General features: G+C 59.8%; 24 protein-coding genes. 16 read left to right on the forward strand and 8 right to left on the reverse strand.

Features of this window, described 5'->3' with window-relative positions:
* Window positions 1-53: 53 nt before the first annotated feature.
* The gene (gene paaZ / locus H0S68_RS15165) at window positions 54-2126 is read right to left on the reverse strand and encodes a phenylacetic acid degradation bifunctional protein PaaZ (RefSeq protein WP_020827594.1); all 2073 of its coding nucleotides are present in this window, start codon (window positions 2124-2126) and stop codon (window positions 54-56) included.
* A gap of 318 nt (window positions 2127-2444) precedes the next feature.
* On the opposite strand from paaZ, the gene paaA reads away from it, so the two are divergent.
* The 14 genes from paaA (at window position 2445) to H0S68_RS15235 (ending at window position 15286) form a co-directional block, all read left to right on the forward strand.
* Window positions 2445-3383: a 1,2-phenylacetyl-CoA epoxidase subunit PaaA gene (gene paaA / locus H0S68_RS15170; RefSeq protein WP_206186789.1), complete on the forward strand. Its 939-nt coding sequence runs from the start codon at window positions 2445-2447 to the stop codon at window positions 3381-3383.
* 10 nt (window positions 3384-3393) lie between these two features.
* A complete protein-coding gene (gene paaB / locus H0S68_RS15175) occupies window positions 3394-3681 on the forward strand; it encodes a 1,2-phenylacetyl-CoA epoxidase subunit PaaB (RefSeq protein ID WP_020827596.1) in 288 nt (95 codons plus the stop codon).
* A gap of 8 nt (window positions 3682-3689) precedes the next feature.
* The gene (gene paaC / locus H0S68_RS15180) at window positions 3690-4451 is read left to right on the forward strand and encodes a 1,2-phenylacetyl-CoA epoxidase subunit PaaC (RefSeq protein ID WP_410528812.1); all 762 of its coding nucleotides are present in this window, start codon (window positions 3690-3692) and stop codon (window positions 4449-4451) included.
* Between the two features lie 9 nt (window positions 4452-4460).
* Window positions 4461-4958, forward strand: a complete 498-nt coding sequence (gene paaD, locus H0S68_RS15185) for a 1,2-phenylacetyl-CoA epoxidase subunit PaaD (RefSeq protein ID WP_149572721.1) — start codon at window positions 4461-4463, stop codon at window positions 4956-4958.
* Window positions 4959-4972: 14 nt separating this feature from the next.
* Window positions 4973-6031: a 1,2-phenylacetyl-CoA epoxidase subunit PaaE gene (gene paaE / locus H0S68_RS15190; RefSeq protein WP_410528813.1), complete on the forward strand. Its 1059-nt coding sequence runs from the start codon at window positions 4973-4975 to the stop codon at window positions 6029-6031.
* A 9-nt stretch (window positions 6032-6040) separates the two neighbouring features.
* A complete protein-coding gene (gene paaF, locus H0S68_RS15195) occupies window positions 6041-6814 on the forward strand; it encodes a 2,3-dehydroadipyl-CoA hydratase PaaF (RefSeq protein ID WP_410528814.1) in 774 nt (257 codons plus the stop codon).
* Window positions 6815-6817: 3 nt separating this feature from the next.
* Window positions 6818-7609, forward strand: coding sequence for a 2-(1,2-epoxy-1,2-dihydrophenyl)acetyl-CoA isomerase PaaG (gene paaG, locus H0S68_RS15200; RefSeq protein WP_020827601.1), 792 nt, complete (start codon window positions 6818-6820; stop codon window positions 7607-7609).
* 2 nt (window positions 7610-7611) lie between these two features.
* Window positions 7612-9132, forward strand: a complete 1521-nt coding sequence (locus H0S68_RS15205; protein WP_410528815.1) for a 3-hydroxyacyl-CoA dehydrogenase — start codon at window positions 7612-7614, stop codon at window positions 9130-9132.
* Entirely contained in the window at window positions 9132-9572 is a 441-nt protein-coding gene (gene paaI / locus H0S68_RS15210) for a hydroxyphenylacetyl-CoA thioesterase PaaI (protein ID WP_020827603.1), read from the forward strand. Before H0S68_RS15205 ends, paaI begins: the two co-directional genes overlap by 1 nt.
* Window positions 9569-10774 (forward strand): 3-oxoadipyl-CoA thiolase, encoded by a 1206-nt coding sequence (pcaF, locus tag H0S68_RS15215; protein ID WP_149572719.1) that lies wholly within the window; start codon window positions 9569-9571, stop codon window positions 10772-10774. Before paaI ends, pcaF begins: the two co-directional genes overlap by 4 nt.
* A gap of 15 nt (window positions 10775-10789) precedes the next feature.
* A complete protein-coding gene (gene paaK / locus H0S68_RS15220; RefSeq protein WP_041414726.1) occupies window positions 10790-12097 on the forward strand; it encodes a phenylacetate--CoA ligase PaaK in 1308 nt (435 codons plus the stop codon).
* Window positions 12098-12175: 78 nt separating this feature from the next.
* A complete protein-coding gene (gene paaX, locus H0S68_RS15225) occupies window positions 12176-13114 on the forward strand; it encodes a phenylacetic acid degradation operon negative regulatory protein PaaX (RefSeq protein ID WP_410528816.1) in 939 nt (312 codons plus the stop codon).
* Between the two features lie 12 nt (window positions 13115-13126).
* On the forward strand, window positions 13127-13723 hold the full coding sequence (gene paaY, locus H0S68_RS15230) for a phenylacetic acid degradation protein PaaY (RefSeq protein WP_129940812.1): 597 nt from the start codon (window positions 13127-13129) through the stop codon (window positions 13721-13723).
* A gap of 81 nt (window positions 13724-13804) precedes the next feature.
* On the forward strand, window positions 13805-15286 hold the full coding sequence (locus H0S68_RS15235; RefSeq protein ID WP_410528817.1) for a PLP-dependent aminotransferase family protein: 1482 nt from the start codon (window positions 13805-13807) through the stop codon (window positions 15284-15286).
* Between the two features lie 25 nt (window positions 15287-15311).
* Here the strand turns inward: H0S68_RS15235 and H0S68_RS15240 are convergent, their stop codons facing one another.
* The 6 genes from H0S68_RS15240 to H0S68_RS15265 all read right to left on the reverse strand — a co-directional run bounded on the left by H0S68_RS15240 (window position 15312) and on the right by H0S68_RS15265 (window position 21220).
* A complete protein-coding gene (locus H0S68_RS15240; RefSeq protein WP_410529465.1) occupies window positions 15312-16184 on the reverse strand; it encodes a DMT family transporter in 873 nt (290 codons plus the stop codon).
* A gap of 140 nt (window positions 16185-16324) precedes the next feature.
* Window positions 16325-17725, reverse strand: a complete 1401-nt coding sequence (locus H0S68_RS15245) for an amino acid permease (RefSeq protein WP_020827610.1) — start codon at window positions 17723-17725, stop codon at window positions 16325-16327.
* A gap of 17 nt (window positions 17726-17742) precedes the next feature.
* Window positions 17743-18930, reverse strand: coding sequence for an aromatic amino acid transaminase (locus tag H0S68_RS15250; RefSeq protein WP_410528818.1), 1188 nt, complete (start codon window positions 18928-18930; stop codon window positions 17743-17745).
* A gap of 59 nt (window positions 18931-18989) precedes the next feature.
* Entirely contained in the window at window positions 18990-19361 is a 372-nt protein-coding gene (locus H0S68_RS15255; RefSeq protein ID WP_020827612.1) for a RidA family protein, read from the reverse strand.
* Window positions 19362-19364: 3 nt separating this feature from the next.
* Window positions 19365-20159, reverse strand: coding sequence for an alpha/beta hydrolase (locus H0S68_RS15260; RefSeq protein WP_410528819.1), 795 nt, complete (start codon window positions 20157-20159; stop codon window positions 19365-19367).
* A 161-nt stretch (window positions 20160-20320) separates the two neighbouring features.
* Complete coding sequence (locus tag H0S68_RS15265; protein WP_046373196.1) at window positions 20321-21220, reverse strand: LysR family transcriptional regulator; 900 nt, start codon at window positions 21218-21220, stop codon at window positions 20321-20323.
* Between the two features lie 98 nt (window positions 21221-21318).
* Between H0S68_RS15265 and H0S68_RS15270 the strand changes: the two genes are divergently transcribed.
* Entirely contained in the window at window positions 21319-21936 is a 618-nt protein-coding gene (locus H0S68_RS15270) for a glutathione S-transferase (protein WP_046373195.1), read from the forward strand.
* A gap of 5 nt (window positions 21937-21941) precedes the next feature.
* Complete coding sequence (locus H0S68_RS15275; RefSeq protein ID WP_130016374.1) at window positions 21942-22862, forward strand: pyridoxamine 5'-phosphate oxidase family protein; 921 nt, start codon at window positions 21942-21944, stop codon at window positions 22860-22862.
* Between the two features lie 30 nt (window positions 22863-22892).
* Here the strand turns inward: H0S68_RS15275 and H0S68_RS15280 are convergent, their stop codons facing one another.
* Window positions 22893-23108, reverse strand: a complete 216-nt coding sequence (locus tag H0S68_RS15280) for a glycogen synthase (protein ID WP_020827617.1) — start codon at window positions 23106-23108, stop codon at window positions 22893-22895.
* Between the last annotated feature and the right edge of the window lie 76 nt (window positions 23109-23184).

Raw genomic sequence — 23184 nt, forward strand, 5'->3', positions numbered from 1 at the left:
AAACTCTGTGTCAGGAGATGGTGCATCTTACCATGGCACCATCTCACCGGCCTTTAGCTTGTCGGACCGAGGTCCCCTTCCTGCCGCGCCACCAACGTCAGGATACTGTACAGCGCCACCGCCTGCTGATGTTGGTTGAGTACCTGAACATCCCATACCACCACGCCGTGTGGACGATCCTCCGCCGTTTTCTGCGGCTTACGGATTTTCTTTTTGCAGGTCAGCCGTACCTGAAGGGTATCGCCAATCTTCACCGGCTCGATAAAGCGCAGGTTTTCCATACCGTAGTTGGCAATCACCGGTCCGACGCCCGGATCAACAAACAGCCCGGCGGCAGCAGAAACCACAAAGTAGCCGTGCGCGACCCGCTCGCCAAACAGCGATTCGGCCGCGCCGATCTTGTCCATATGGGCATAGAAGTGGTCGCCACTCAGGCAGGCAAAATTGACGATATCGGCCTCGGTCACGGTACGCCGCGCCGTCAGCAGGCTTTCGCCAAGGCGCAGTTGCTCGAAATATTTGCGGAACGGATGTACCGGCTCTTCAATCACCGTCGCACCGCGCACCCACTCACGGCCGATTGCCGCCAGCATAGCCGGACTGCCCTGAATGGCCGTGCGTTGCATATAGTGTTTTACCGCGCGTAGCCCCCCCAATTCTTCACCGCCTCCGGCTCGCCCTGGCCCGCCGTGCACCAGCATCGGCAACGGAGAACCGTGGCCGGTGGACTCCACCGCCGCCTGTTGATCCAGGATCAGCATTCGGCCATGCGCGCAGGCGGTGGCGCGGATAAAGCGCGTCGCCAGCGCCTCATCGGCGGTCACCAGTGAGCCAGCCAGACTCCCCTGGCCCATTAACGCCAGCTCAATCGCCTGTTCGGTATGCTGATAGGGCATCAGCGTCGCTACCGGGCCGAATGCTTCTGTGCCGTGCACCGCCTGATGGCTAAAGGGATCGGCACAGTACAACAGCGTGGCCGGATAAAAAGCCCCCTGCTGCACGCCTTCCCCGCTCACCTCCAGGTTATCCGTTCTCGCGCCGCACAACGGTTCGCAACCGTTATGCAGCAGGTAATCCACCTTCTGTTGCACATCGTCGCGCTGTTCGCGGCTGACCAAGGCCCCCATCCGCACCTGTTCCAGTTTAGGATCGCCCACCGTGACGCCACTCAGCCGCTGCAACAGCGCCTGCTGTACCTCTGCCACCCGTTTCGCCGGCACGATAATCCGCCGGATTGCGGTACATTTTTGCCCGGCCTTGGCGGTCATCTCGCGGCACACTTCTTTGATAAACAGCGCAAACTCCGGCATCTGCGGCGTAACGTCCTCGCCCAGCACGCAGCAGTTGAGCGAGTCTGCCTCCATGGTGAAAGCAATCGACTTTTGCAACAGGCGCGGGTGCGCACGCAGCTGCTGACCGGTCTGCGCCGAGCCGGTAAAGGTCACCGCATCCTGATAATCCAGATGTTCAAACATATCGCCGACGCCACCGCATACCAGTTGCAACGCGCCCTCTGGCACCAGACCGCTGTCGATAATCAGTCTGACCATCGCCTGCGTCAGCTGCGCCGTGGCGGTCGCCGGTTTGATGATCGCCGGCATGCCGGCCAACCAGGTGGGCGCCAGTTTTTCCAACATCCCCCAGCAGGGAAAGTTAAAAGCATTAATATGCAACGCCACGCCAGGGCGTGAAGTCAGCACGTGTCGGGCGGCAAACTGCGCCTGTTTGGACAGCGGGATCAGTTCGTCTTCCGGCCACAGGGTATCGTCCGGCAGCTCGCGCCCTGCGAGCCCCGCATAGGCAAACAGCGTGGCGATACCGCCTTCGATATCCACCCAGCCGTCACTGCGAGTCGCGCCGGTCTGGTACGAAATCTCATACAGCGTTTCTTTGTTGGCCAGCAGGTGCTTAGCCACCGCTTTCATCATTTGTGCGCGCTGCTGGAAGGTCATCTGTGCCAGCGCCTTGCCGCCCTTGCTGCGCGCATACTCCAGACTGGCGGCCAGCGGTAGACCGTCGGAACAAACCTGATACAGCGGTTGGCCGGTGACGGCATGGTGGATTTCACGGGCTTTGCCCTGGCCGTACACCCAGGCGCCAGAAAGATAACTGTGTAGCTGCTGCATTTGCTCCTCCGGAATTCATAAATTTACACCACAAGGATTAATTACGTATCACATATTGTCCAGTTTCCACCAGAATGAAATTTAACAAAATAAAAACAACCAGGCATTGAAAGCGCTCAGACAGGCGTTTTACCCTCATGAATTAATTTTTAATCTCATTTAAAAACAACATTATAATAACACTCCTTGTGAGCACCCTCGCAAAACCACACAAATGCCGTTTGATCTTTTTGTTATCAGTTTGTAGCCTTATGGTTAGTTAACGTGATTCACATTTTTATATTTAATGTGAAAAATACGAATCACCAAGAGGCACGCATGACAACTGACGCGCAACATCAGCAGCACTTCGACGACAAAATTGCGGCGGATACCTCGATTGAGGCCAAAGACTGGATGCCGGACGCCTACCGCCAAAACCTGATCCGCCAGATTGGCCAGCATGCCCATTCCGAAGTGGTCGGCATGTTACCGGAAGCCAACTGGTTGACGCGCGCCCCTACCCTGCGCCGCAAAGCGGTGTTGTTGGCCAAGGTGCAGGACGAAGCGGGGCACGGCCTGTACCTGTACAGCGCCGCGGAAACCCTGGGCTGCTCTCGTCAGGATATCTACCAGAAGATGCTCGACGGCAAGATGAAATACTCCTCGATCTTCAATTACCCGACGCTCAACTGGGCGGATATCGGGGTGATCGGCTGGTTGGTGGACGGCGCGGCCATCGTTAACCAGGTGGCGCTGTGTCGTGCGTCCTACGGCCCCTATGCGCGAGCAATGGTGAAAATTTGCAAGGAAGAGAGCTTCCACCAGCGCCAGGGTTACGAAGCGGTCATGGCGATGGCAAACGGCAGCGAACAACAGAAAGCCATGCTGCAAGATGCGATTAACCGCTTCTGGTGGCCGGTACTGATGATGTTTGGCCCCAGCGACACCGATTCACCGCACAGCGCGCAGAGCATGGCCTGGAAAATCAAACGCCACAGCAACGATGAGTTACGGCAGAAATTTGTCGACAACACCGTCCCCCAGTTGGAAGCCCTGGGCATGGTCGCACCGGACGCCGACTTGGCCTGGGACGAAGCCACCGGTCACTACCGCTTTGGCGAAATCGACTGGAGTGAACTGCATGAGGTGATCAAGGGGCGCGGCCAATGTAACCACGAACGGCTGCAAACCAAACGCCGCGCCTGGGAGGACGGTGCCTGGGTACGCGATGGCGCTCTGGCCCACGCGTCAAAAAACACCTCAACCGCCGCATAAGGAACCGATGATGACACATGCCCAATGGCCACTGTATGAAGTGTTTATCCGCAGCAAACAAGGGCTGGCGCACCGTCACGTCGGCAGCCTGCACGCCGCCGACGACCAGATGGCGCTGGAAAACGCCCGCGATGCCTATACCCGCCGCAACGAAGGCTGCTCAATCTGGGTGGTGCAATCCAGCCACCTGATCGCCTCGCAGCCGGAAGATCGCGAAGCCTTTTTCGATCCGTCCGATGACAAGATCTACCGTCATCCGACGTTCTACACCATTCCCGACGGCATCAAGAACATGTAGGGGCGACCATGACCTTCAATAACGATCCACTCGTCACCTATGTCCTGCGTCAGGGCGATACGCCACTGATCCTCGCCCAGCGCTTGTGCGCCTGGTGCGGCCACGCGCCGGAACTGGAGATCGATCTGGCGCTGGCCAATATCGGCCTGGACCTACTCGGCCAGGCACGCAACTCTCTCGGTTATGCCGCCGAACTGGCCGGGCCGCAATTTAGCGAAGACCGACTGGCCTTCGGCCGTGACGAACGTGAGTTCCATAACCTGCTGCTGGCGGAACAGCCCAACGGCGGCTTCAACGACACTCTGGTGCGGCAGTTCCTGATGGACGCCTACCACGTGCAGTTGCATCTGGCCTTGAGCCAAAGTCGCGATGCGCAACTCGCCGCCATCGCCGCCAAGTCACTGAAAGAGGCGCATTACCACCTGCGTTTCAGCCGTGGCTGGATGATCCGTCTGGGTGACGGCAGTCCCGTCAGCCACCAAAAAATGCAGCAGTCGCTGGATGGCCTGTGGCGTTTTACCGCCGAGCTGTTCCATGCCGACGAGCTTGAACTTCAGTTGGCAGAACAGGGTATCGCCGCCGATCCGCGCCAGCTTGAGGCTCCGTGGCTGGCGCTGGTTGAAGAAACGCTGCAACAGGCCACCCTGACGCTGCCGGCAGAGCAGGCGTTCCGCCACGGCGGTAAACAGGGTCGGCACAGCGAACATCTCGGTCCGCTGCTGGCCGAGATGCAGTTCCTGCAACGCGCCTATCCCAACGCAAACTGGTAAGGGGCCGCTATGAACATTACCCGGCTGCAGGCCGCGGAAATTCCGCAAATCTGGCACTGCCTGCAACAGATCAGCGATCCGGAACTGCCGGTGCTGTCGATTACCGATCTGGGCATGGTTCGCGACGTTGAAGCCGACGGCGACGGCTGGCGCATTACCTTTACGCCAACCTACTCCGGCTGCCCCGCCACCGAGTTCCTGCTCGAAGCCATCGAGCAGCGGCTGGCCGAGGCCGGCTTTGCCCCGGTCAAAGTGGACATTCGCCTCAGCCCGGCGTGGACCACCGACTGGATGAACGCCTCGGCGCGTGAACGGCTGCGTGAATACGGCGTCGCACCACCACAGGGCCATACCTGCGACAAACCGCAGGCTGTAGGCCCGGTGCCCTGCCCGCGCTGCGGCAGCACCCACAGCGAGAAAATCAGCGAATTCGGCTCCACCGCCTGCAAAGCGCTGTATCGCTGCTGCGATTGCCGCGAACCCTTCGACTATTTCAAATGCATTTAGGAGCGCAGAAAACCATGACGGTCTTCCATCGCCTGAACGTCGCCGCCATCGAGCGCGAAACGCCGGACGCCGTAGCTATCACTCTGCGCGTGCCCGAAGAGCTGAAAAGTCATTACTGCTACACCCCCGGCCAACATCTGACGCTAAAGGCGCAGGTGGATGGCGAAGAGCTGCGCCGCTGCTACTCCATCTGCAGCGCTCCTCAGGAAGGGCTGCTGCAGATCGGCGTTAAAGCCATCCATCAGGGCCGCTTTTCCTCGTTCGTTAATCGGCTACTGAAAGTCGGCGACGCGCTGGAGGTGATGGTGCCGCAGGGCCGTTTCGGCTACCAGCCACAGGCGGAAAACAGCGGCAACTATCTGGCGATTGCCGCCGGTTCCGGCATCACGCCGATGCTGTCGATCATCAAAGCCACCCTGCAACTTGAACCAAACAGCAGCTTCACGCTGATTTACGGCAACCGCAGCAGCCGTTCGGTGATGTTCAAGGAGACGCTGTCCGATCTGAAAAACCGCTATCCACAACGTTTTCAGCCGCTGTATCTGTTCAGCCAGGAGAGCCTCGACAGCCCGCTGCTCAGTGGGCGCATCGACCGCGAGCGTCTGTTGGCGATCGGCGGCGCGCTGCTGGATTACCGCGACTATGACCATGCCTTTATCTGCGGCCCGCAAACCATGATGGACGACGCCCAAAGCGTGCTGGAACAGGCTGGCGTAGCCGCCGAGCGTATCCACAGCGAGCGCTTTAACACCAGCGGCGTGATCGCCCGCCCGGTCAACGCCCCCCCCCGCAACGCCACGCGAGTGGCGATTTTGCTCGACGGCCGCCGGTTGGATATCGAGGTCGGTTCGCAGGACGACAGCATTCTGGACGCGGCGCTGCGTCAGGGTGCCGATCTTCCCTATGCCTGCAAAGGCGGCGTGTGCGCCACCTGCAAGTGCCGGTTAAAGGCCGGTCAGGTGGATATGGCCGTCAACTACAGCCTGGAGCCGGATCAACTCGCGGCAGGCTACGTATTGAGCTGCCAGTCGTGGCCACGCGGTGACGGTGTGGTGCTGGACTTTGACGTATAGGAGCCGCCAATGGAAACCCCTTTGATCCTGCAACATCGCCAGGCGCGCGTGCTGACGCTGGAACTGCACCGTCCACAAGCGCGCAATGCCCTGAACACACCCTGCCTGGAGCAGCTGGTTTATTTACTGGAACAGGCCGATGCCGATACCGCCATTGGCGCAGTAGTGATCACCGGCACAACGCGTTTCTTTGCCGCCGGTGCCGATCTGCACGAACTGCAACGGCAGGACCTGCCCGCTACGCTGACGGATCGCCGCCCGCTGTTGTGGCAACGGCTGGCGCAGTTCAGTAAACCGCTGCTGGCGGCAGTGAACGGCTATGCACTCGGTGCCGGCTGCGAGCTGGCGCTGGCCTGCGACATTGTCATTTGCGGCGAAAGCGCCCGTTTTGGCCTGCCGGAAATCACCCTCGGCCTGATGCCAGGGGCCGGCGGCACTCAGCGCTTGATTCGCTGCGTCGGCAAGTCCTTCGCCAGTCAGATGGTGCTGAGTGGCGAAGCCATTAACGCCTCGCGCGCATTGCAGTGCGGGTTGGTCAGTGAAGTGTGCGTCGACGCCCTGACGCTGGAACGCACACAGCAGATCGCCGAGCACATCAGCAGGCAGGCACCGCTGGCACTGCGCGCCGCCAAACAGGCGCTGAAACAGGCTGAGGAAACCGGCCTTAGCCAAGGGCTGCTCATCGAACGCCAGCAGTTTGCCACCCTGGCCGCCACCGACGATCGCCGCGAGGGCATCGCCGCCTTCTTCGAAAAACGTACGCCAAACTATCAGGGGCGCTGATTTATGGAAAACGCATTGATTCTCACCCACCTTGAAGCCGGGGTGCTGACGCTGACCCTCAATCGGCCAGACCGGCTCAATAGCTTCAACGACGAGATGCACCGCCAACTGAGCGAAGCCTTGACCCTCGCCGAGCGGGACGAAACCGTACGCTGCCTGCTGATCACCGGTGCGGGACGTGGCTTTTGCGCCGGGCAGGATCTGAACGATCGCAACGTCAGCGTCGAACAGCAGGCGCCGGATCTCGGCCTGTCGGTAGAGCGTTTTTACAATCCGCTGATCCGTCGTCTGACCGCCCTGCCAAAGCCGGTGGTGTGCGCCGTCAACGGTGTCGCTGCAGGGGCCGGCGCAGCGCTGGCGCTGGCCTGCGATATCGTGATCGCCGCCGATAACGCCAATTTTATTCAGTCTTTCTGCCGCCTGGGGCTGGTGCCGGACTCCGGCGGCAGCTGGTTCCTGCCCCGTTTGGCAGGCCACGCCCGCGCCATGGGCATGGCGCTGCTTGGAGATAAAGTCAGCGCACAACAGGCGCTGGCATGGGGCATGATCTGGCAGGTGGTAGCGGCGGACCAACTGGCCGCCACCAGCCAAACGCTGGCACAACACCTGGCCACCCAACCCACTTACGGGCTGGGGCTGATTAAAAAAGCCCTCTACAGCTCGGCGAACAATACCCTCGATCAGCAGCTCGATCTGGAACGCGACCTGCAGCGCCTCGGCGGCCGCAGCGACGACTACCGCGAAGGCGTCAGCGCCTTCTTCGCCAAACGCCCCCCTAATTTCAGTGGGAAATAATCATGAACCTGCCGAACGTCAACGCAAGGGTCGCCGTGATTGGTGCCGGCACCATGGGCATCGGTATCGCCCAGGTGGCGGCCGGGGCCGGGCATCCGGTGTGGCTGTTTGATATCGATGCCGCCGCCGCCCGGCAGGCACTCGATGCGTTAGGCCAACGCCTGCGCCAAAGGGTCCAGTCCGACAAGGCCGACGCCGATGCCACCGAGGCCCTGCTGGGCCGTATTCAGCCGGTCGAGTCGCTTGACCAGTTGGCCGACAGCGCACTGGTGATAGAAGCAGTGGCGGAAAAACTGGCGATCAAACAGAGCCTGTTTCGTGAGCTGGAAGCGCTGTGTTCCCCCGCCGCACTGTTCGCCAGCAACACTTCATCGCTGTCGATTACTGCCATCGGCGGTGCACTGCACCATCCGCAGCGCCTGGCCGGTTTGCACTTCTTCAACCCGGCCCCGGTAATGAAGCTGGTCGAGATCGTCAGCGGGTTGGACACCAGCGCCGAAACCGTTGCCGAACTGCAGGCGCTGACCCGGCAATGGGGCAAACAAAGCGTGCTGTGCCGTTCCACGCCCGGCTTTATCGTTAACCGCGTGGCACGACCTTTTTACGCCGAAACCCTGCGCGCGCTCGAAGAACAAGTTGCCGACGCCGCCACGCTGGATGCGGTAATTCGCGACGCAGGCGGCTTCGCCATGGGGCCACTGCAACTGACCGATATGATTGGTCAGGACATCAATTACGCCGTCACTGAATCAGTGTTTCAGGCCTTCTTCCAGGATCCGCGCTTCACGCCGTCTTTGGTGCAGCAGGAACGGGTGGCCGCCGGGCGTCTGGGCCGCAAAAGCGGGTGCGGCTTTTATCGCTATGACAAACAAGCGCCACCTCAAATTGTCGCCGGGTTACCTGCATCCTCAGCTGAATTGCCGCACAGCATTAAGCTGCACGGCGACGCGGCAGGCGTCACTCTGCTGGCCGAGTTACTGGCAGGAAATGCGGAGGCGATCATACAACCCGGCCAGACCAGTGCTTTTGCCCAGATCGATGAAGTTACATTTATGTTAACAAATGGTAAAACAGCCAGCCAGGTCGCCGATGAAACCGGAACCCCCGTGGTGCTGTTTGATCTGTCTGCCCAGTATGCCCAGGCCTCCACCGTCGCCATCAGCTGCGCGGCGCAAAACGATGCCCGACACAACGCCACTGTGGTACGTCTGCTGCAATCCCTTGGCAAAAAAGTGATCCTGTTGCCGGACTACCCGGGCCTGCTGGTGATGCGCACCCTCGCCATGTTGGCGAATGAAGCGCTCGACGTGGTGAACAAGGGCGTCGCCAGCGCCGCCGATACCGACCACGCCATGCGCTGCGGGGTTAACTACCCGCGCGGCCCGCTGGAATGGGGTGCGTCATTAGGCTGGCGACACATCCTGACCACGCTGGAAAATCTGCAACGCTTCTACGGCGAACCCCGCTATCGCCCGATGCCGTTGCTGCGCCACTACGCATCCCTTTCTTCAGGAGCCCAATGATGAATGCCAATACGCCCCACGCGCTGGCGCAACGCTGCGCCGAACAGATGTTTCAGCAGGACACCTGCGCCCAGGCGATGGGCATGCGGGTGGATGCCGTCGACGCCGGGTTCGCAAAAGTCAGCATGACCGTCGGGCCGCAGATGCTCAACGGCCACCAGACCTGCCACGGCGGGCAACTGTTCAGCCTGGCGGACACCGCTTTCGCCTACGCCTGCAACAGCCAGGGGCTGGCGGCGGTAGCGTCCGGCTGCAGCATAGACTTTATCCGCCCGGCGCTGGCAGGCGATCGCCTGACGGCCAGCGCTGAGGTGCGCCATCAGGGCAAAACCACCGGTCTGTATGACGTGGAGATTGTCAATCAACTGGGCAAGACCGTCGCCTGGTTCCGCGGCCGCGCACATCGGCTCGGTCACGCCATTTTAGGGGAGCAAGCATGAACCAGGCTTTTATCTGCGACGGCGTCCGCACGCCGATTGGCCGTTACGGCGGCGCCCTGGCCAACGTCCGCGCCGATGACTTGGCCGCACTGCCGCTGCGTGCCCTGTTGGCCCGCCACTCGCAGGTGGACTGGTCGAGGGTTGACGACGTGATCCTCGGCTGCGCCAATCAGGCCGGGGAAGACAACCGCAATTTGGCCCGTATGGCAGCATTGCTGGCGGGCCTGCCGGTTAACGTTTCCGGCACCACCCTCAACCGCCTGTGCGGCTCGGGATTGGACGCGCTGGCGACGGCGGCCCGCAGCATCAAGGCCGGTGAAGCCGGTTTGGTATTGGCCGGCGGCGCAGAATCGATGACCCGGGCCCCGTTGGTGATGGGTAAGGCCGACAGCGCCTTCAGCCGTCAGACGCAGCTGTATGACACCACGCTCGGCTGGCGGTTTATCAACCCGCTGATGCAGGCGCAATACGGCACCGAATCCATGCCCGAAACCGCCGAAAACGTAGCGGAAAAATTTAACGTCAGCCGCGCCGATCAGGACGCCTTCGCTCTGCGCAGCCAGCAACGGGCCGCGCGAGCGCAAGCGTTGGGGATATTCGCGCAGGAGATCGTGCCGGTCAGCCTCAGCGGCAAGAAAGGCGCGGTCACCCTGTTTGACCAGGACGAACACCCGCGTGCAGATACGCGGCTGGAACAGCTGCAGGCGCTGAAAACCCCGTTCCGCCAACCCGGTACGGTGACCGCCGGCAACGCCTCTGGCCTGAACGACGGCGCAGCGGCGCTGATCGTCGCCTCGGAGGCAATGGCAGTGAGTCAGGGGTTAACACCGCGTGCGCGCATCGTCGCGACGGCAACCTGCGGCGTCGAACCCGGTTTAATGGGCATAGGTCCGCTACCGGCCACCCGTAAAGTGCTGGAACTGGCCGGGCTGAGCCTGGCGCAAATGGATGTCATTGAACTGAACGAGGCTTTTGCCGCCCAGGCGCTGGCAGTATTGCGCCAGCTTGGGTTGCCTGACGACGCCCCGCAGGTGAACCCCAACGGCGGCGCGATCGCCCTTGGCCATCCGCTGGGCATGAGCGGCGCGCGTCTGGCGTTAGCTGCCCTGTTCGAACTGGAACGGCGTTCCGGCCGCTACGCGCTTTGCACCATGTGCATCGGCGTCGGCCAGGGCATCGCCATGATTATTGAGCGAGTCTGACCCCCGAGGCTAACTATGACAATGAATCCACAGCCACTCGACGCCATTGAGTTCGCCTCGCGCGATGAGATTGAGGCGCTGCAACTGGAGCGCCTTAAATGGACGCTGCACCACGCCTACAACAATGTGCCGATGTACCGACGCAAGTTCGATCAGGCGGGCGTCCATCCCGACGATCTCAAACAGCTGAGCGATCTGGCTCGTTTCCCTTATACCACCAAGCAGGACCTGCGCGACAACTACCCGTTCGACACCTTCGCCGTGCCGATGGAACAGGTGGTGCGTATTCATGCCTCGTCAGGAACCACCGGCCGACCGACGGTGGTCGGCTACACCCAGCGGGATATCGATAATTGGGCCGATATCGTCGCGCGCAGCCTGCGTGCCGCCGGCGCTACCGCCAAAGACAAGGTGCACGTGGCATACGGCTATGGCCTGTTCACCGGCGGGCTGGGGGCTCATTACGGCGCGGAGCGACTCGGGGCGACGGTGATCCCGATGTCCGGTGGACAAACCGAAAGGCAGGCGCAGCTGATCCTGGATTTCAAACCCGATGTGATCATGGTGACACCGTCCTACTGCCTGACGCTGATCGACGAGCTGGAACGCAAAATGGGCGGCGACGCCCGTGGCTGCTCGCTGCGCCTCGGCGTCTTTGGTGCCGAACCCTGGACCGAAGCGCTGCGGCATGAAATTGAAAGCCGCATGGGCATCAAGGCGCTGGATATTTACGGCCTGTCCGAAGTGATGGGGCCGGGCGTAGCGATGGAATGCGCCGAAAGCGGCGGCGGCCCGACCATCTGGGAAGACCATTTCCTGCCGGAAATCATCTGTCCGGAAACCGGCGTGACGCTGCAGGACGGCCAACACGGCGAGCTGGTGTTTACCACGCTGACCAAAGAAGCGCTGCCGGTGATCCGCTACCGTACCCGCGACCTCACCCGCCTGCTGCCGGGCGACGCACGCCAGATGCGTCGCATGGGGAAAATTACCGGCCGTTCCGACGACATGCTGATCATCCGCGGCGTCAACGTGTTCCCGTCGCAGGTGGAAGAGCAAATCATGCAGTTCGAACAGCTGTCGCCACACTATCAGCTACAGGTCAGCCGCAGCGGGCACCTGGATACCCTGGCGGTGCGCGTTGAATTGAAGGAAGCGGCGCTCAGCCTCAGCCACCAGCAACGCTGTGAGATTTGCCACCAGTTACGCCACCATATCAAGTCGATTATCGGCGTCAGCACCGATGTCAGCATCGCCAACTGCGGCGATATCCCGCGTTCAGAAGGCAAGGCCCAGCGCGTGGTCGATCTGCGGCCTCGCTGATTGCCCCGGCGTCACGGATGACGCCCGAATGATTTGTGGTAATGTTGTGCTTCACCGTCGGCTAACCCATGGAAAAATATGGAACATAAACTGGATGAGTTTATCCGCCATGCTATAGAGGCTCAGCCGATCAGCGGCACCTCGCTGATTATCTCCCTCTACGGCGATGCGCTGAGCCACCGGGGCGGCGAAGTCTGGCTTGGCAGCCTGAGCGCGCTGCTGGAGGCCCTGGGTTTTGGTGACCGCTTCGTGCGTACCTCGGTATTTCGCCTGCAGAAAGAGGGCTGGCTGGAGGTTGAAAAAATCGGCCGTCGCAGCTTCTATCGGGTGACCGATCAGGGTATGCGTCAGTTCCGCCATGCCGAGTCGAAAATCTATCTCAGCGAACCGCCCGCCTGGGACGGGAAATGGGATTTGCTGTTGCTGGAAAGCGCGGAAAAGGAGGAGCGGGCACGGTTGAAAAAAGAGCTGTGTTGGCTGGGCTTCGGCCAAATAGCCAGCAATCTGATGGCGGCCCCCACCCACGCGCAAACCGACGTCACCGCCCTGCTCGGCGAACTTAACGCCAGCGAACAGGTGATCTACTTCCGCGCCGACTATCCCTATAACCGCTCGGAGAAAACCCTGCAACAGCTGGTGGCCAACTGCTGGGCGCTGGCTGACGTCGCTGCCGATTATCACGAATTTATCGTCTCTTTCCGCCCGCTGATGGCGCTGCTGCGCGAAGCCGATGAAGCGCTGCTGACGCCCCAGCGCTGTTTCCAGATTAAGCTATTATTGATCCACTTCTTCCGGCGCGTGGTGCTCAAAGATCCTCTGCTGCCGGACGCCCTGCTGCCGGCGCAGTGGGAAGGACAGATTGCCCGTAACCTGTGCATCAATATTTATCAGCGGGTAGACCGCGCAGCGACCGAGTATGTCAGCGCCATGGCCGAGACCACTATCGGTGCTCTGCCTGCCCCGGCAGCCGGCTATTATCGACGTTTCGGCGGCCTGCCGCGCGACCCTACAGTATAAGGAAACTTTGCTATGCCCGTGTATCAGATTGACGGCCTGACGCCAGTGATCGATCCCAGCAGTTACGTACACCCTACCGCCGTACTGATTGGCGATGTGATCGTCGGCAAACGGGTTTATATCGGCCCCAACGCCAGCCTGCGCGGCGATTTTGGCCGGCTGGTGATTAGCGATGGCGCCAATATTCAGGACAACTGCGTGATGCACGGTTTTCCGCAGCAGGACACCGTGGTGGAGCAGGACGGGCACATCGGCCACGGCGCCATCTTGCACGGTTGCCGCATCCGGCGTAACGCCATGGTCGGCATGAACGCGGTGATCATGGACGGTGCAGAGATCGGCGAAAACACCATCGTCGGTGCCATGGCATTCGTCAAGGCCGCCGCGGTGATCGAGGCCAATAAGCTGGTGGTCGGCAGCCCGGCGCGGGTATTGCGTGACCTGACCGAACAGGAGTTGGCGTGGAAAGTCGCCGGTACGCGCGAATACCACGATCTGGTTGAACGCTGTAAATCCTCGCTGCAGGAGGTTACGCCACTGACCGCCATTGAACCGGGCCGTCAACGCCTGAGCTTTGGCGACCACCTGATCCCGAAAAGCCAGCTTTAATCCTGTCGAAAACCGCTATTCAGGCCAAAAGTGGTTTACAGTAAACTCCCTGTTAACCCACTTTTATCTGGACCGGAATAGATGCCCAGAACGGCCAAAACGGTTGAAGTCCCCGCTATCGGCGAGCTTGATCGCCATGCGGGGCAGCTTAGCCTGCAACTTGCCCAGGCGCTGCGCGCTGCCATAGGCAAAGGCGAACTTAAACCGGGCGATCTGCTGCCCTCAACCCGCGTACTGGCGGGCGCATTACAGCTTGCCAGAGGAACGGTGCTGGCCGCCTTCGAGCAACTGACGGCGGAAGGATTTCTCGAAGCGCAGCCCGGTTCGGGCACTCGGGTGGCGTTGTCGCTCACCCGCCCGGCCCTCGCGCCGGTCAAACACCTGGACGCCGGCGATATGCCGCTTTCCGATCAGGCGCTGGCCCTGGAACACTTTGCCGCCCAGTTGCGCCCTCTGCCACCGGTCCCCTTCACCGTCTCGGTACCGATCAACGATACCGCGCCCGACGACGTTTGGCGCAGGCTAGGCAACCGTATCCGCGCCAGAGGCCCCGGCGCTCCCGCCGGTTATGGCGAACCGCAGGGCGCATTGCCGCTGCGTGAGGCGATATGCGAATACGTTCGCAAGTCCCGTTCGGTGCACTGCACGCCGGAACAGGTGATCATCACCTCCGGCACACAGCAGGGGCTCTATCTCGCCACGCAGATTCTGCTGGATGCCGGTGAGACCGCCTGGGTTGAAGATCCCGCTTATCACGGCATTACCGCCATTTTTAACACCGTCTTCAGAGACCGGAAAATGGCCAGAGTGCCGGTGGACAGCGAAGGCATAGCGGTCGCCGCAGGCAGGAAAATCGCGCCACAGGCCAGAGCCGCCTTTGTCACTCCCTCGCATCAGTACCCCTTGTGTATGCCCATGAGCATGTCGCGCCGGCTTGAGCTGCTGGCATGGGCCAAAGCGCAGCAGGCCTGGATCGTCGAAGACGATTACGACAGTGAAATGCGTTATTCCGGCCACCCGTTTCCTTCGTTGCAGGGGTTGGATCCGGCCAGGGTTATCTACCTGGGAACCTTCAGCAAGGTGCTGTTCCCTTCGCTGCGCCTGGGCTACGCCATCGTTCCTCAGCCCCTGGTGAATGCCTTCTGCGGTGCGCGAGTGCTGATGGATCGCCATCCCCCCAGTGCCGATCAATACGTTCTGGCCAGTTTTATGGCGCAGGGGCATCTGGATCGCCACATTCGTAAAATGCGCGGCGTGTATGCGGAAAAAAGGCGAGTGCTGACCGACGCCATCAACGCGCAGGTTTCTGCCGAGCTGGCCACTCTGCACCCCAGCGATCAAGGCATGCATATGCTGCTGTGGTTAAAAGCGGATTTGGACGATCGGCAGGTTGCCCGCAAAGCCGCCGAGGCCGGGATAGCCGTCGGTGCACTTTCGCCGATGTATAGCCCCGGCAGCGGGAAAAACGGATTGATACTCGGGCTGGGAGGCTACACGGAACAGCAGATCCACCAGGCGGCCCAAAAGCTGAACCGGGTGCTGGCGGCCTTGGCGACGGGGTAAGGCAGGCCTTACCCCGTCTTATTACTTACCGCGAAAAACGCTTCGCGCCGTATACGCAAACCAATACGCCGACCATTACCGCAATCATTGAAGGTTGAATGCTTTCATGCAGCACCAGCCCGGCCAGCGCCAGACCAAAAAACGGCTGCAGCAATTGCAGCTGTCCCACGGCGGCGATGCCCCCCTGCGCCAAACCGCGATACCAAAAGATAAAGCCAATCCACATGCTGAACAGCGAAATGTAGCCCAGAGAACACCAGGCGCCGACGCTGACCTGTGGCCAGGCTGGCGGGGCCGTCACCACGGCCGCCGCTGCCGTCAACGGCAAAGCCACCACCAGCGCCCAGGAGATCACCTGCCAGCCGCCAAGCTTGCGCGTCAGCACGGCGCCTTCCGCATAGCCCAGGCCACAAAGCAGCACTGCGACCACCATCAGCAGATCGCCAAGCCAGGAGCCAGTCGCCCCCTGGCTTAACGCAAAAGCGCCAACCAGCAGGCTCCCCAACACCGAAAACAGCCAGAAAGCGGCTTTGGGCCGCTCACCGCCCCGCAGTACACCGAAGCAGGCGGTAGCCAGCGGTAACAGCCCGATATACACCAGCGCATGCGCCGAGGTGGTGTGCTGCAAGGCTAGCGCCGTGAGCAAAGGAAAACCGATCACCACCCCGAGCGCGGTGAGTACCAACGGCGCCAGATCGCGGCGCTGAGGCCAACGCTGGCGCATCAGCGTCAATGCACTCAGAGCCAGCAAGGCCGCTAGCACCGCGCGCATCGCGGTGAGAAACATGGGATCAAACTCTTGCACCGCCACGCGAGTGGCAGGCAAAGAACCGCTGAAAATCAACATGCCCAGAAAGCCGTTGATCCATCCCTGCGCCGAATGCCTGGCCACCGGCATACTGTTGCTACAGCCAATAAGGCGCCGTTTTTCTGTCCCACTGCTCATTGCAAACCACTCCATAACCCCAGAAAAGGCTTATTCTCCGGATAAAGTGGTTTATCGCCAGAGCCACATATTCACATTTTCAGTGAACCGGTTTACTCCACGCTCGGTGTTTCCATTACCGCGGGTACGGGCTGATGACGGCTGTAGAAGAAGTAGATAGCCACCAACAGCAGGGTAAACGGAATGCCAAACCACAGCGTCATCCTGAAAAATTCGGTGAACGCCGTCGAGATCAGCAACGCGGCCATCAAACCGGCACCGGCCAGCGTGGTGTAAGGAAAGCCCCACATGCGAAATTTAAGGTGGGTTTGCCGGTGCTGACGGCGGAAAAACAGGTGCGTGACAAAAATCATCAGCCAGGTAAAGCAGGCACCGTACACCGAAATAGACATCATGGCGGCAAAGGATTTTTGCGGGTAGACCAGACTCAACACGATCGACACCACGATGCCGATGCAGGACATCGCCAGCGCGCTTACCGGGATGCCGCGTTTACTGACCCGGCCCAGCGCAGCCGGAGCTTGCCCAGCGCGTGACAGCGAGAACATCATGCGGGTGGTGATATACAGTTGACTGTTCATCGCCGACAGCGCGGCCACCAGAACGATAAAGTTGAAGATACCGGCGGCGGCAGGCAGGTGGATGACGTTCATCGCCACCAGGAACGGGCTTTCGCCGGTACCGGACTGCCGCCAGGGAACGATCGCCAGCATCAGCGCAATCGACAGCATGTAGAAAATGAACAGTCGTAAAATGGTGCCCTTGAACGCGGTTTTTACCGCAATTACCGGGTTCTTGGCCTCACCGGCGGCGACGGCGATCATCTCAATGCTCAGGTAGCTGAAAATCGACACGATCACCGCAAACCACATGCCTTTCACGCCAAACGGGAAGAAGCCACCGTTGGCAGTAAAGTTTTGCAGACCAAAGGCCGGGTTGGCAGAAAACATCAGAATACCGATGCCGATGGCGATAAAGGCGGCAATGGCCACCACCTTGATGGTCGACAGCGCATATTCCACCTGACCGAACGATTTAACGCCAATCACGTTAATCAGGATCACCGCCGCAGAGAACAACAGCACCCAGGGCCAGATTGGCGTGGTCGGGAACCAGAACTGCATATACATGCCGATGGCTGTCACCTCGGTCCCCACCGCCAATACCACGCAGGACCAGTAAGAATAACGCACCAGAAAACCAAACAGCGGGCTGATGTAAAATTCGGCATAGTCGCCAAACGAGCCCGGCGTCGGGTGTTCTGAGGTCATTTCCGCCAGGCATCCCATCAGTAATAACGCCACGATGCCGCCGATAAAATAGCTCAGCAATACGCTGGGCCCGGCCATCTGAATGGCATAGGCGCTGCCGAGAAACAGCCCGGTACCGATAGCGCCGCCGATCGCCAGCATCGACATCTGCCCGGCGGTGAGCTGTTTCTGCAACCCGCCTTGCCGCCGGGCGATTTCGTCAAAACCTTTTATCTGTTTCATAGCAGTCTCCTACCTTTTCATGCAGTGCGGGTGACGTCCAGAATGGCGGCAGTAACGTAGTCGACATTGTTTTGGTTCAGGCCCGGCAGGCACATGCGGCCAGGCGCCACCAGATAGATGGCGTAATGTTGCCGCAGTCGTTCAAGCTGCTGGGGGTTCAGGCCGGTGTAGCTGAACATCCCTTTTTGGTCACGGATGCGACGGTAGTCCAGTTGCGATCCCCCCTGCTCCAAGCCGGCGGAAAGAATTTGACGCATCTGTTGAATGCGTTGACGCATGCCTGCCAGTTCGCTCTCCCACTGTTGACGCAAATCGGGGTCCGTCAGCAGGGTTTCCACAATCTGGCTGCCATGGGTCGGCGGGCAGGAGTAACTGCGGCGGATCAGCGTTTTTAATGCGCCTTTGACGTTCTCCGCACTCTCTGGGCCGGCGCAACGAACCGAAAGCCCACCCAGCCGTTGACCATAGAGGGCGACATTTTTCGAAAATGAGTTGGCGACCATAAATTCCAGATCCGTTTTCAGCGCCTCACGCAGGGCAAAGCAGTCTTCATCCAGCCCCTCGCCAAACCCTTGGTAGGCAATATCGAACAACGGCAGCAGGCGACGGCGCTGCAGCACTTCGAGGGTGGAACGCCACTGTGCCTGGCTGAGATCGGTGCCGGTCGGGTTATGGCAGCAGGGGTGCAGCAGCACCACGCTGCCTTCCGGCAGACTGCCTAACGTATCCAGCATCGCGTCAAAGCGCAGCCCGCCGTTGGCCTCATCGAAGTACGGATAGGTGTGCACCGTCAGCCCGGCCCCCTCAAAGATGGCCCAGTGATTGGCCCAGGTGGGATCAGAGACCCAGATGTCACGGCGCGACAGAAAGTGATGAATAAAATCCGCCGCCAGCTTCAGTGCACCGGAGCCGCCGACGGTTTGTACCGTAGCTATCGACGCTGTTGGCGCCTCGCCAAACAACAATGCCTGCACCTGTTGGGCAAACAGCGCTGAACCTTCGATTGGCGGATAGCCGTGCGGGCTGCGCCGCTCAAGCAGGCGCTGCTCCGCCGCCTCCACCGCCTGCATCAGCGGGATCCTGCCCTGCCGATCGTAATAAAGACCAATGCCCAGATTCACTTTCTGGCTATTTCCATCCTGTAAATAAGCTTCCATCAACGACATAATAGGATCGGCCGCCGAACGGCCAATGTGATTAAACATAGCGATTCCTTTATTCATTATTGAATGAATGAGCAGGTGGGAATTAAGTAATAGATAAATCAGACGGTGGCGCTAACGGTTATTTCTATTTTCATTCCTGGCACCACCAGTTTATCGACTATCACCGTTGAACGATTGGGGTAAGGGAAGTTAAAGTATTTTTTGTAAATTTCATCGAGTAATTTAACATCATTGACATCGGTCAGATAAATAATGACCTGTAATACCTTATCGCTGTGGCTATTTGCCGCTTTCAGGGTTTGAGCCAAATTATCGAATGTCAGGGCGATCTGCTTTTCCGGCGCGCCGGTTTCAATACTGCCGTCGGCTCTGACCGGGCCATGGGCGGTGAACAACATGCCGCCGCCCTGGGTGGCCCAGGAAAAAGGTTGACCGATTTCCGGCAGGCCGGTGTCAATGATGGTGCGCATGGTTTATTTCCCCGTAGTGGTTAGCAGGTGAGTCAGGGCGCCATCCCAGGCGAACAAGGCATCCAGCACGTTATAATGGTTGGCGCCGGCGACGGTGACCAGGGTGACAGGCTGGCCTTTTTCCTTCAGCGCAGCGTAATAGTGCCTTGACTGACCAATCAATTCCGGCAGCTCATTGGCACCGTAAAACAGCGTCATCGGCTTGATACGCTGCGGAATATGCCGCACCGGACTCAGTTGGCTAATTTGTTGCTTGGTCAACTGCAGTCGTCGGTTAACGTAGCTGTTTAATAGCGGCTCCAGTTCGAAAATGCCGCTGATCGGTAAGGTCGCGTCGACCACCGGGTGATGCTGCCAGACGCTGGCCAGATGCCCGCCGGCAGAGTGTCCGCACAGATACACTGGCGCCGGCTGACAGACGGAAAGCCGTTGTTGAATGGCGTCCAGCGCCGCACCGGTTTGCCGGCAAATATCGTCAAGCCGGGCCTCGGGCGCCAACGTATATTCCACCAGCACGACGTCAAAACCTAACGACAACGGCACCTGCGCAATAAAAGCAAAATCATCCTTACGACAAAACTGCCAATAGCCACCATGAATAAATATTAAGGTCCCTTTACCCGGCTTGTCGGAATATAACCAGTCAAAAACTTCTCGCGGTGAATTTCCATAGGCAATATTGCACTCATTGCGAGTTTTTTGATAAACCGCCTGACTGCGGATTTGAAATGAGTTGAGGATCTCATCTTCATTATCCACCGTGCTACCGTTGTCGTAACTTCCCGCAACAAGTTTCATATATTAAACTTCGTTTATTATTTAAGATATGCGTTAACTATTAGCAGTCGTCAAAATATTGTCAAGAGAGGCGTTACAGCAATGCGCGCCCGGTAATATAAATCTTTTTTCGCGCCAAATAAGTTTAACCAGTGAAACTTATTTGGCGTCAATACCTATTTTTATCGCGCCTGAATTTGCGCTAATTGGCTTAATTCCTGCCAGGCATAATCCCAGAAGGTGCGTACCTTGAGCGGCATGCGCTGCATGTTTTGCGCCACCAACTGCACCGGCATCGGCAAAGGTTCAAACGCCGGTAACAGGCGTACCAACGTCCCCGCGGCCAAATCGTCTGCCACCTGATACGACAATAGCCGGGCGATGCCCTTGCCCGCTCGCACCGCCAGTAACTGCGTTTCGACGTCATTGAGCAACAAACGTGGCGTTAGCCTCACCCGCTCGCCATTCTCCTGCGGGCCAAAGCGCCATTCGCGCAGCGATGCCCGCTGGGTACCCACGATGGTGTCATGCTCCGCCAGTTGCGCCGGCTCCTGCGGTTCGCCGCGCCGCGCCAGATAGTCCGGGCTGGCGACGGTCACCCGGGACACCTGCCCCAACCGGCGCGCCACCCGCGAAGAATCCTGCAAATGACCAATGCGCACCGCGACGTCCAGCCCCTCGTCAATCAAGTCCAGGTTGCGATCGTTGAGGACCATTTCAATCTGCATCTGCGGATACCGGTCAAGAAACGCCATCACCACCGGTGCCACATGCTTACGCCCGAACTGCACCGGCGAGGTAATACGCAATAATCCGGTGAGCTGAGTGTCCGCCGTGTCCAGCACCGCGGCCTGATAGTCAGTAAGCAGCAAGTGCGCACGCTCCGCCAACCGCAACCCTGCCTCTGTCGGCGCTAACCTTCGGGTGGTGCGTTCGACCAATCGGGCACCAAAGCGCTGTTCCAGCGAAGCGATAGCCCGGGTGACGGCAGGTGCGGAGCGTCGCAGCTTGCGCCCCGCCGCCGCCAGGCTGCCGTGCTGGACTACCGCCACAAAAATAGCCAATTCGTCCAGGCGATCCATAGACTGTTCCAAAAAGTGAAATTATCAATTTCTACATTGCCGGATTCCGCTCGCTGACTGCAAGAGTATGCTGGTAAAAATTCTTCAGGAGTCTGACCATGCACAAGCTCAAACTGTACGGCACCCCGCTTTCCGGCCACGTCCACCGCGTGGCATTACTGCTAAGCATGCTGGAGCTGCCCTACGAATTTATTGAATCCCCGGCCGAGGTTCGCCAAAGCGAAGCGTTTCGCCGACTTAATCCTCTCGGCCAGATCCCGGTACTGGTGGACGGCGATTTAACGCTGGCCGACAGCAATGCCATTCTGGTTTATCTGGCGAAAAACTACGCGCCGGGCAGCCACTGGCTGCCGGAGACGCCACTGGCGGCGGCGCAGGTGCAGGCGTGGTTGTCCAAAGCGGCCGGAGAAGTACGCTACGGTCCGGCGTCCTGCCGCCTGATCGCCCAATTTTCCGCACCGGAGGACGACAGGGTTGCGTTGGCGATTAGCGCGCGCTTCTTGCCGCAGATGGAGCAGCATCTGAGCGACCGTGATTACCTGGCGACAGAGCAGCCCACCATCGCCGATCTGGCCTGCTACAGCTATGTGGCGGTGGCACCGGAGGGCGGTATCTCCCTGGCGCCCTATCCGGCCATCCGGCGCTGGGTGGCGCGCATCGCCGCACTGCCCGGTTTCTTTGCGATGCCCGCATTGCCGCACCCTGCGCAAAGGTAAATCCTATGACCCAGCCGATGTTTCACCCTGACGAACTGCGCGCCCAGGCATTGGCCGGTTTTGACCGCGTCGGCGGCAACATTTACACCAGCATGCCCGAGCAGCACCGCGAATTTTTCGCCGCGCTGCCTTACCTGTTCGTCGCCACCCTGGACGAGCAGGGCTGGCCGGTGGCCACGCTGTTCAACGGCCCCCCTGGATTTTTACGCACGCCGGACAGCAACCACCTGCGCATCAGCGCCCCGCGTCGCCAGGACGACCCGGCGCAGGCGGCCTTGCAAACCGGGAGTCTGGTGGGAGCGTTAGGGCTGGACTTCAGCAACCGCCGACGCAACCGAGCCAACGGGCACATTACGCGGACCGATAAAAACCGCCTGGAAATTGCCGTCAGTCAGAGCTTCGGCAATTGTCCGCAGTATATCCAGCAACGCGAGCTGTATCCGGTAGCCACCCATCCCGCGCCGATTGAGCATCTCGCGACGCTGGACGCGGCGGCCCAGGCATTGATTCGCCAGGCGGATACCTGCTTCGTCGCCAGCTGCGCCCACAGCTCACTGGAACAAGGTGGCGTGGATATCTCACACCGGGGTGGCAAACCGGGATTTATCCATCTTCAGGATCGCAGCCTGTGGATACCGGATTTTCGCGGCAACCGCTATATGAACACGCTGGGGAACCTGCTGGCGGAACCCAGGGCTGCGCTGCTGTTTATCGATTTTGAGCGCGGTGATGTTCTGCACTTGCAGGGAGAAACGCAGATACTCTGGCAGGCGCAAATCGGCCAGGGAGTCACGGGGGCGGAACGTTACTGGCGCTTCGATATCCGCAGCGCGTGGCGTTTTTCACAGGCCCTGCCGTGGCGCGAGCGCAATCTGACGTATTCGCCGGCCACGCTGAGCACCGGCGTGTGGTCACAGCCGGCATAAAAAACCCCGCAGAGGCGGGGTTAGGTAAATTTATACGCTGTGTTCCGCCGTCGCGGCGGCCTGATAAAGCTGGCGGAAATAGCTCAGGCGTTCAAAGAACAAGCGGCTTTGCGCTTCGGACATGTTGCCCGCCACCTTGCCGGCGTCGATCTCACGCCCCTGCCACTCCATCAGCGCAATGCTGGAAGCCAAAAAATCCATGTTGCTGCTGTAGGCCGCAAGGTGCCGACTCACTGAAGTCATCATGCTGCACGCTCCTTTCAGGGTCTTAGGGTCATTTCAAAAAGGGTCATATGCCTGCTGATTTCAGTATCGGCCTGAG

The sequence above is a fragment of the Serratia sp. AXJ-M genome (assembly GCF_046531865.1).
Lineage (GTDB): Bacteria > Pseudomonadota > Gammaproteobacteria > Enterobacterales > Enterobacteriaceae > Serratia > Serratia liquefaciens.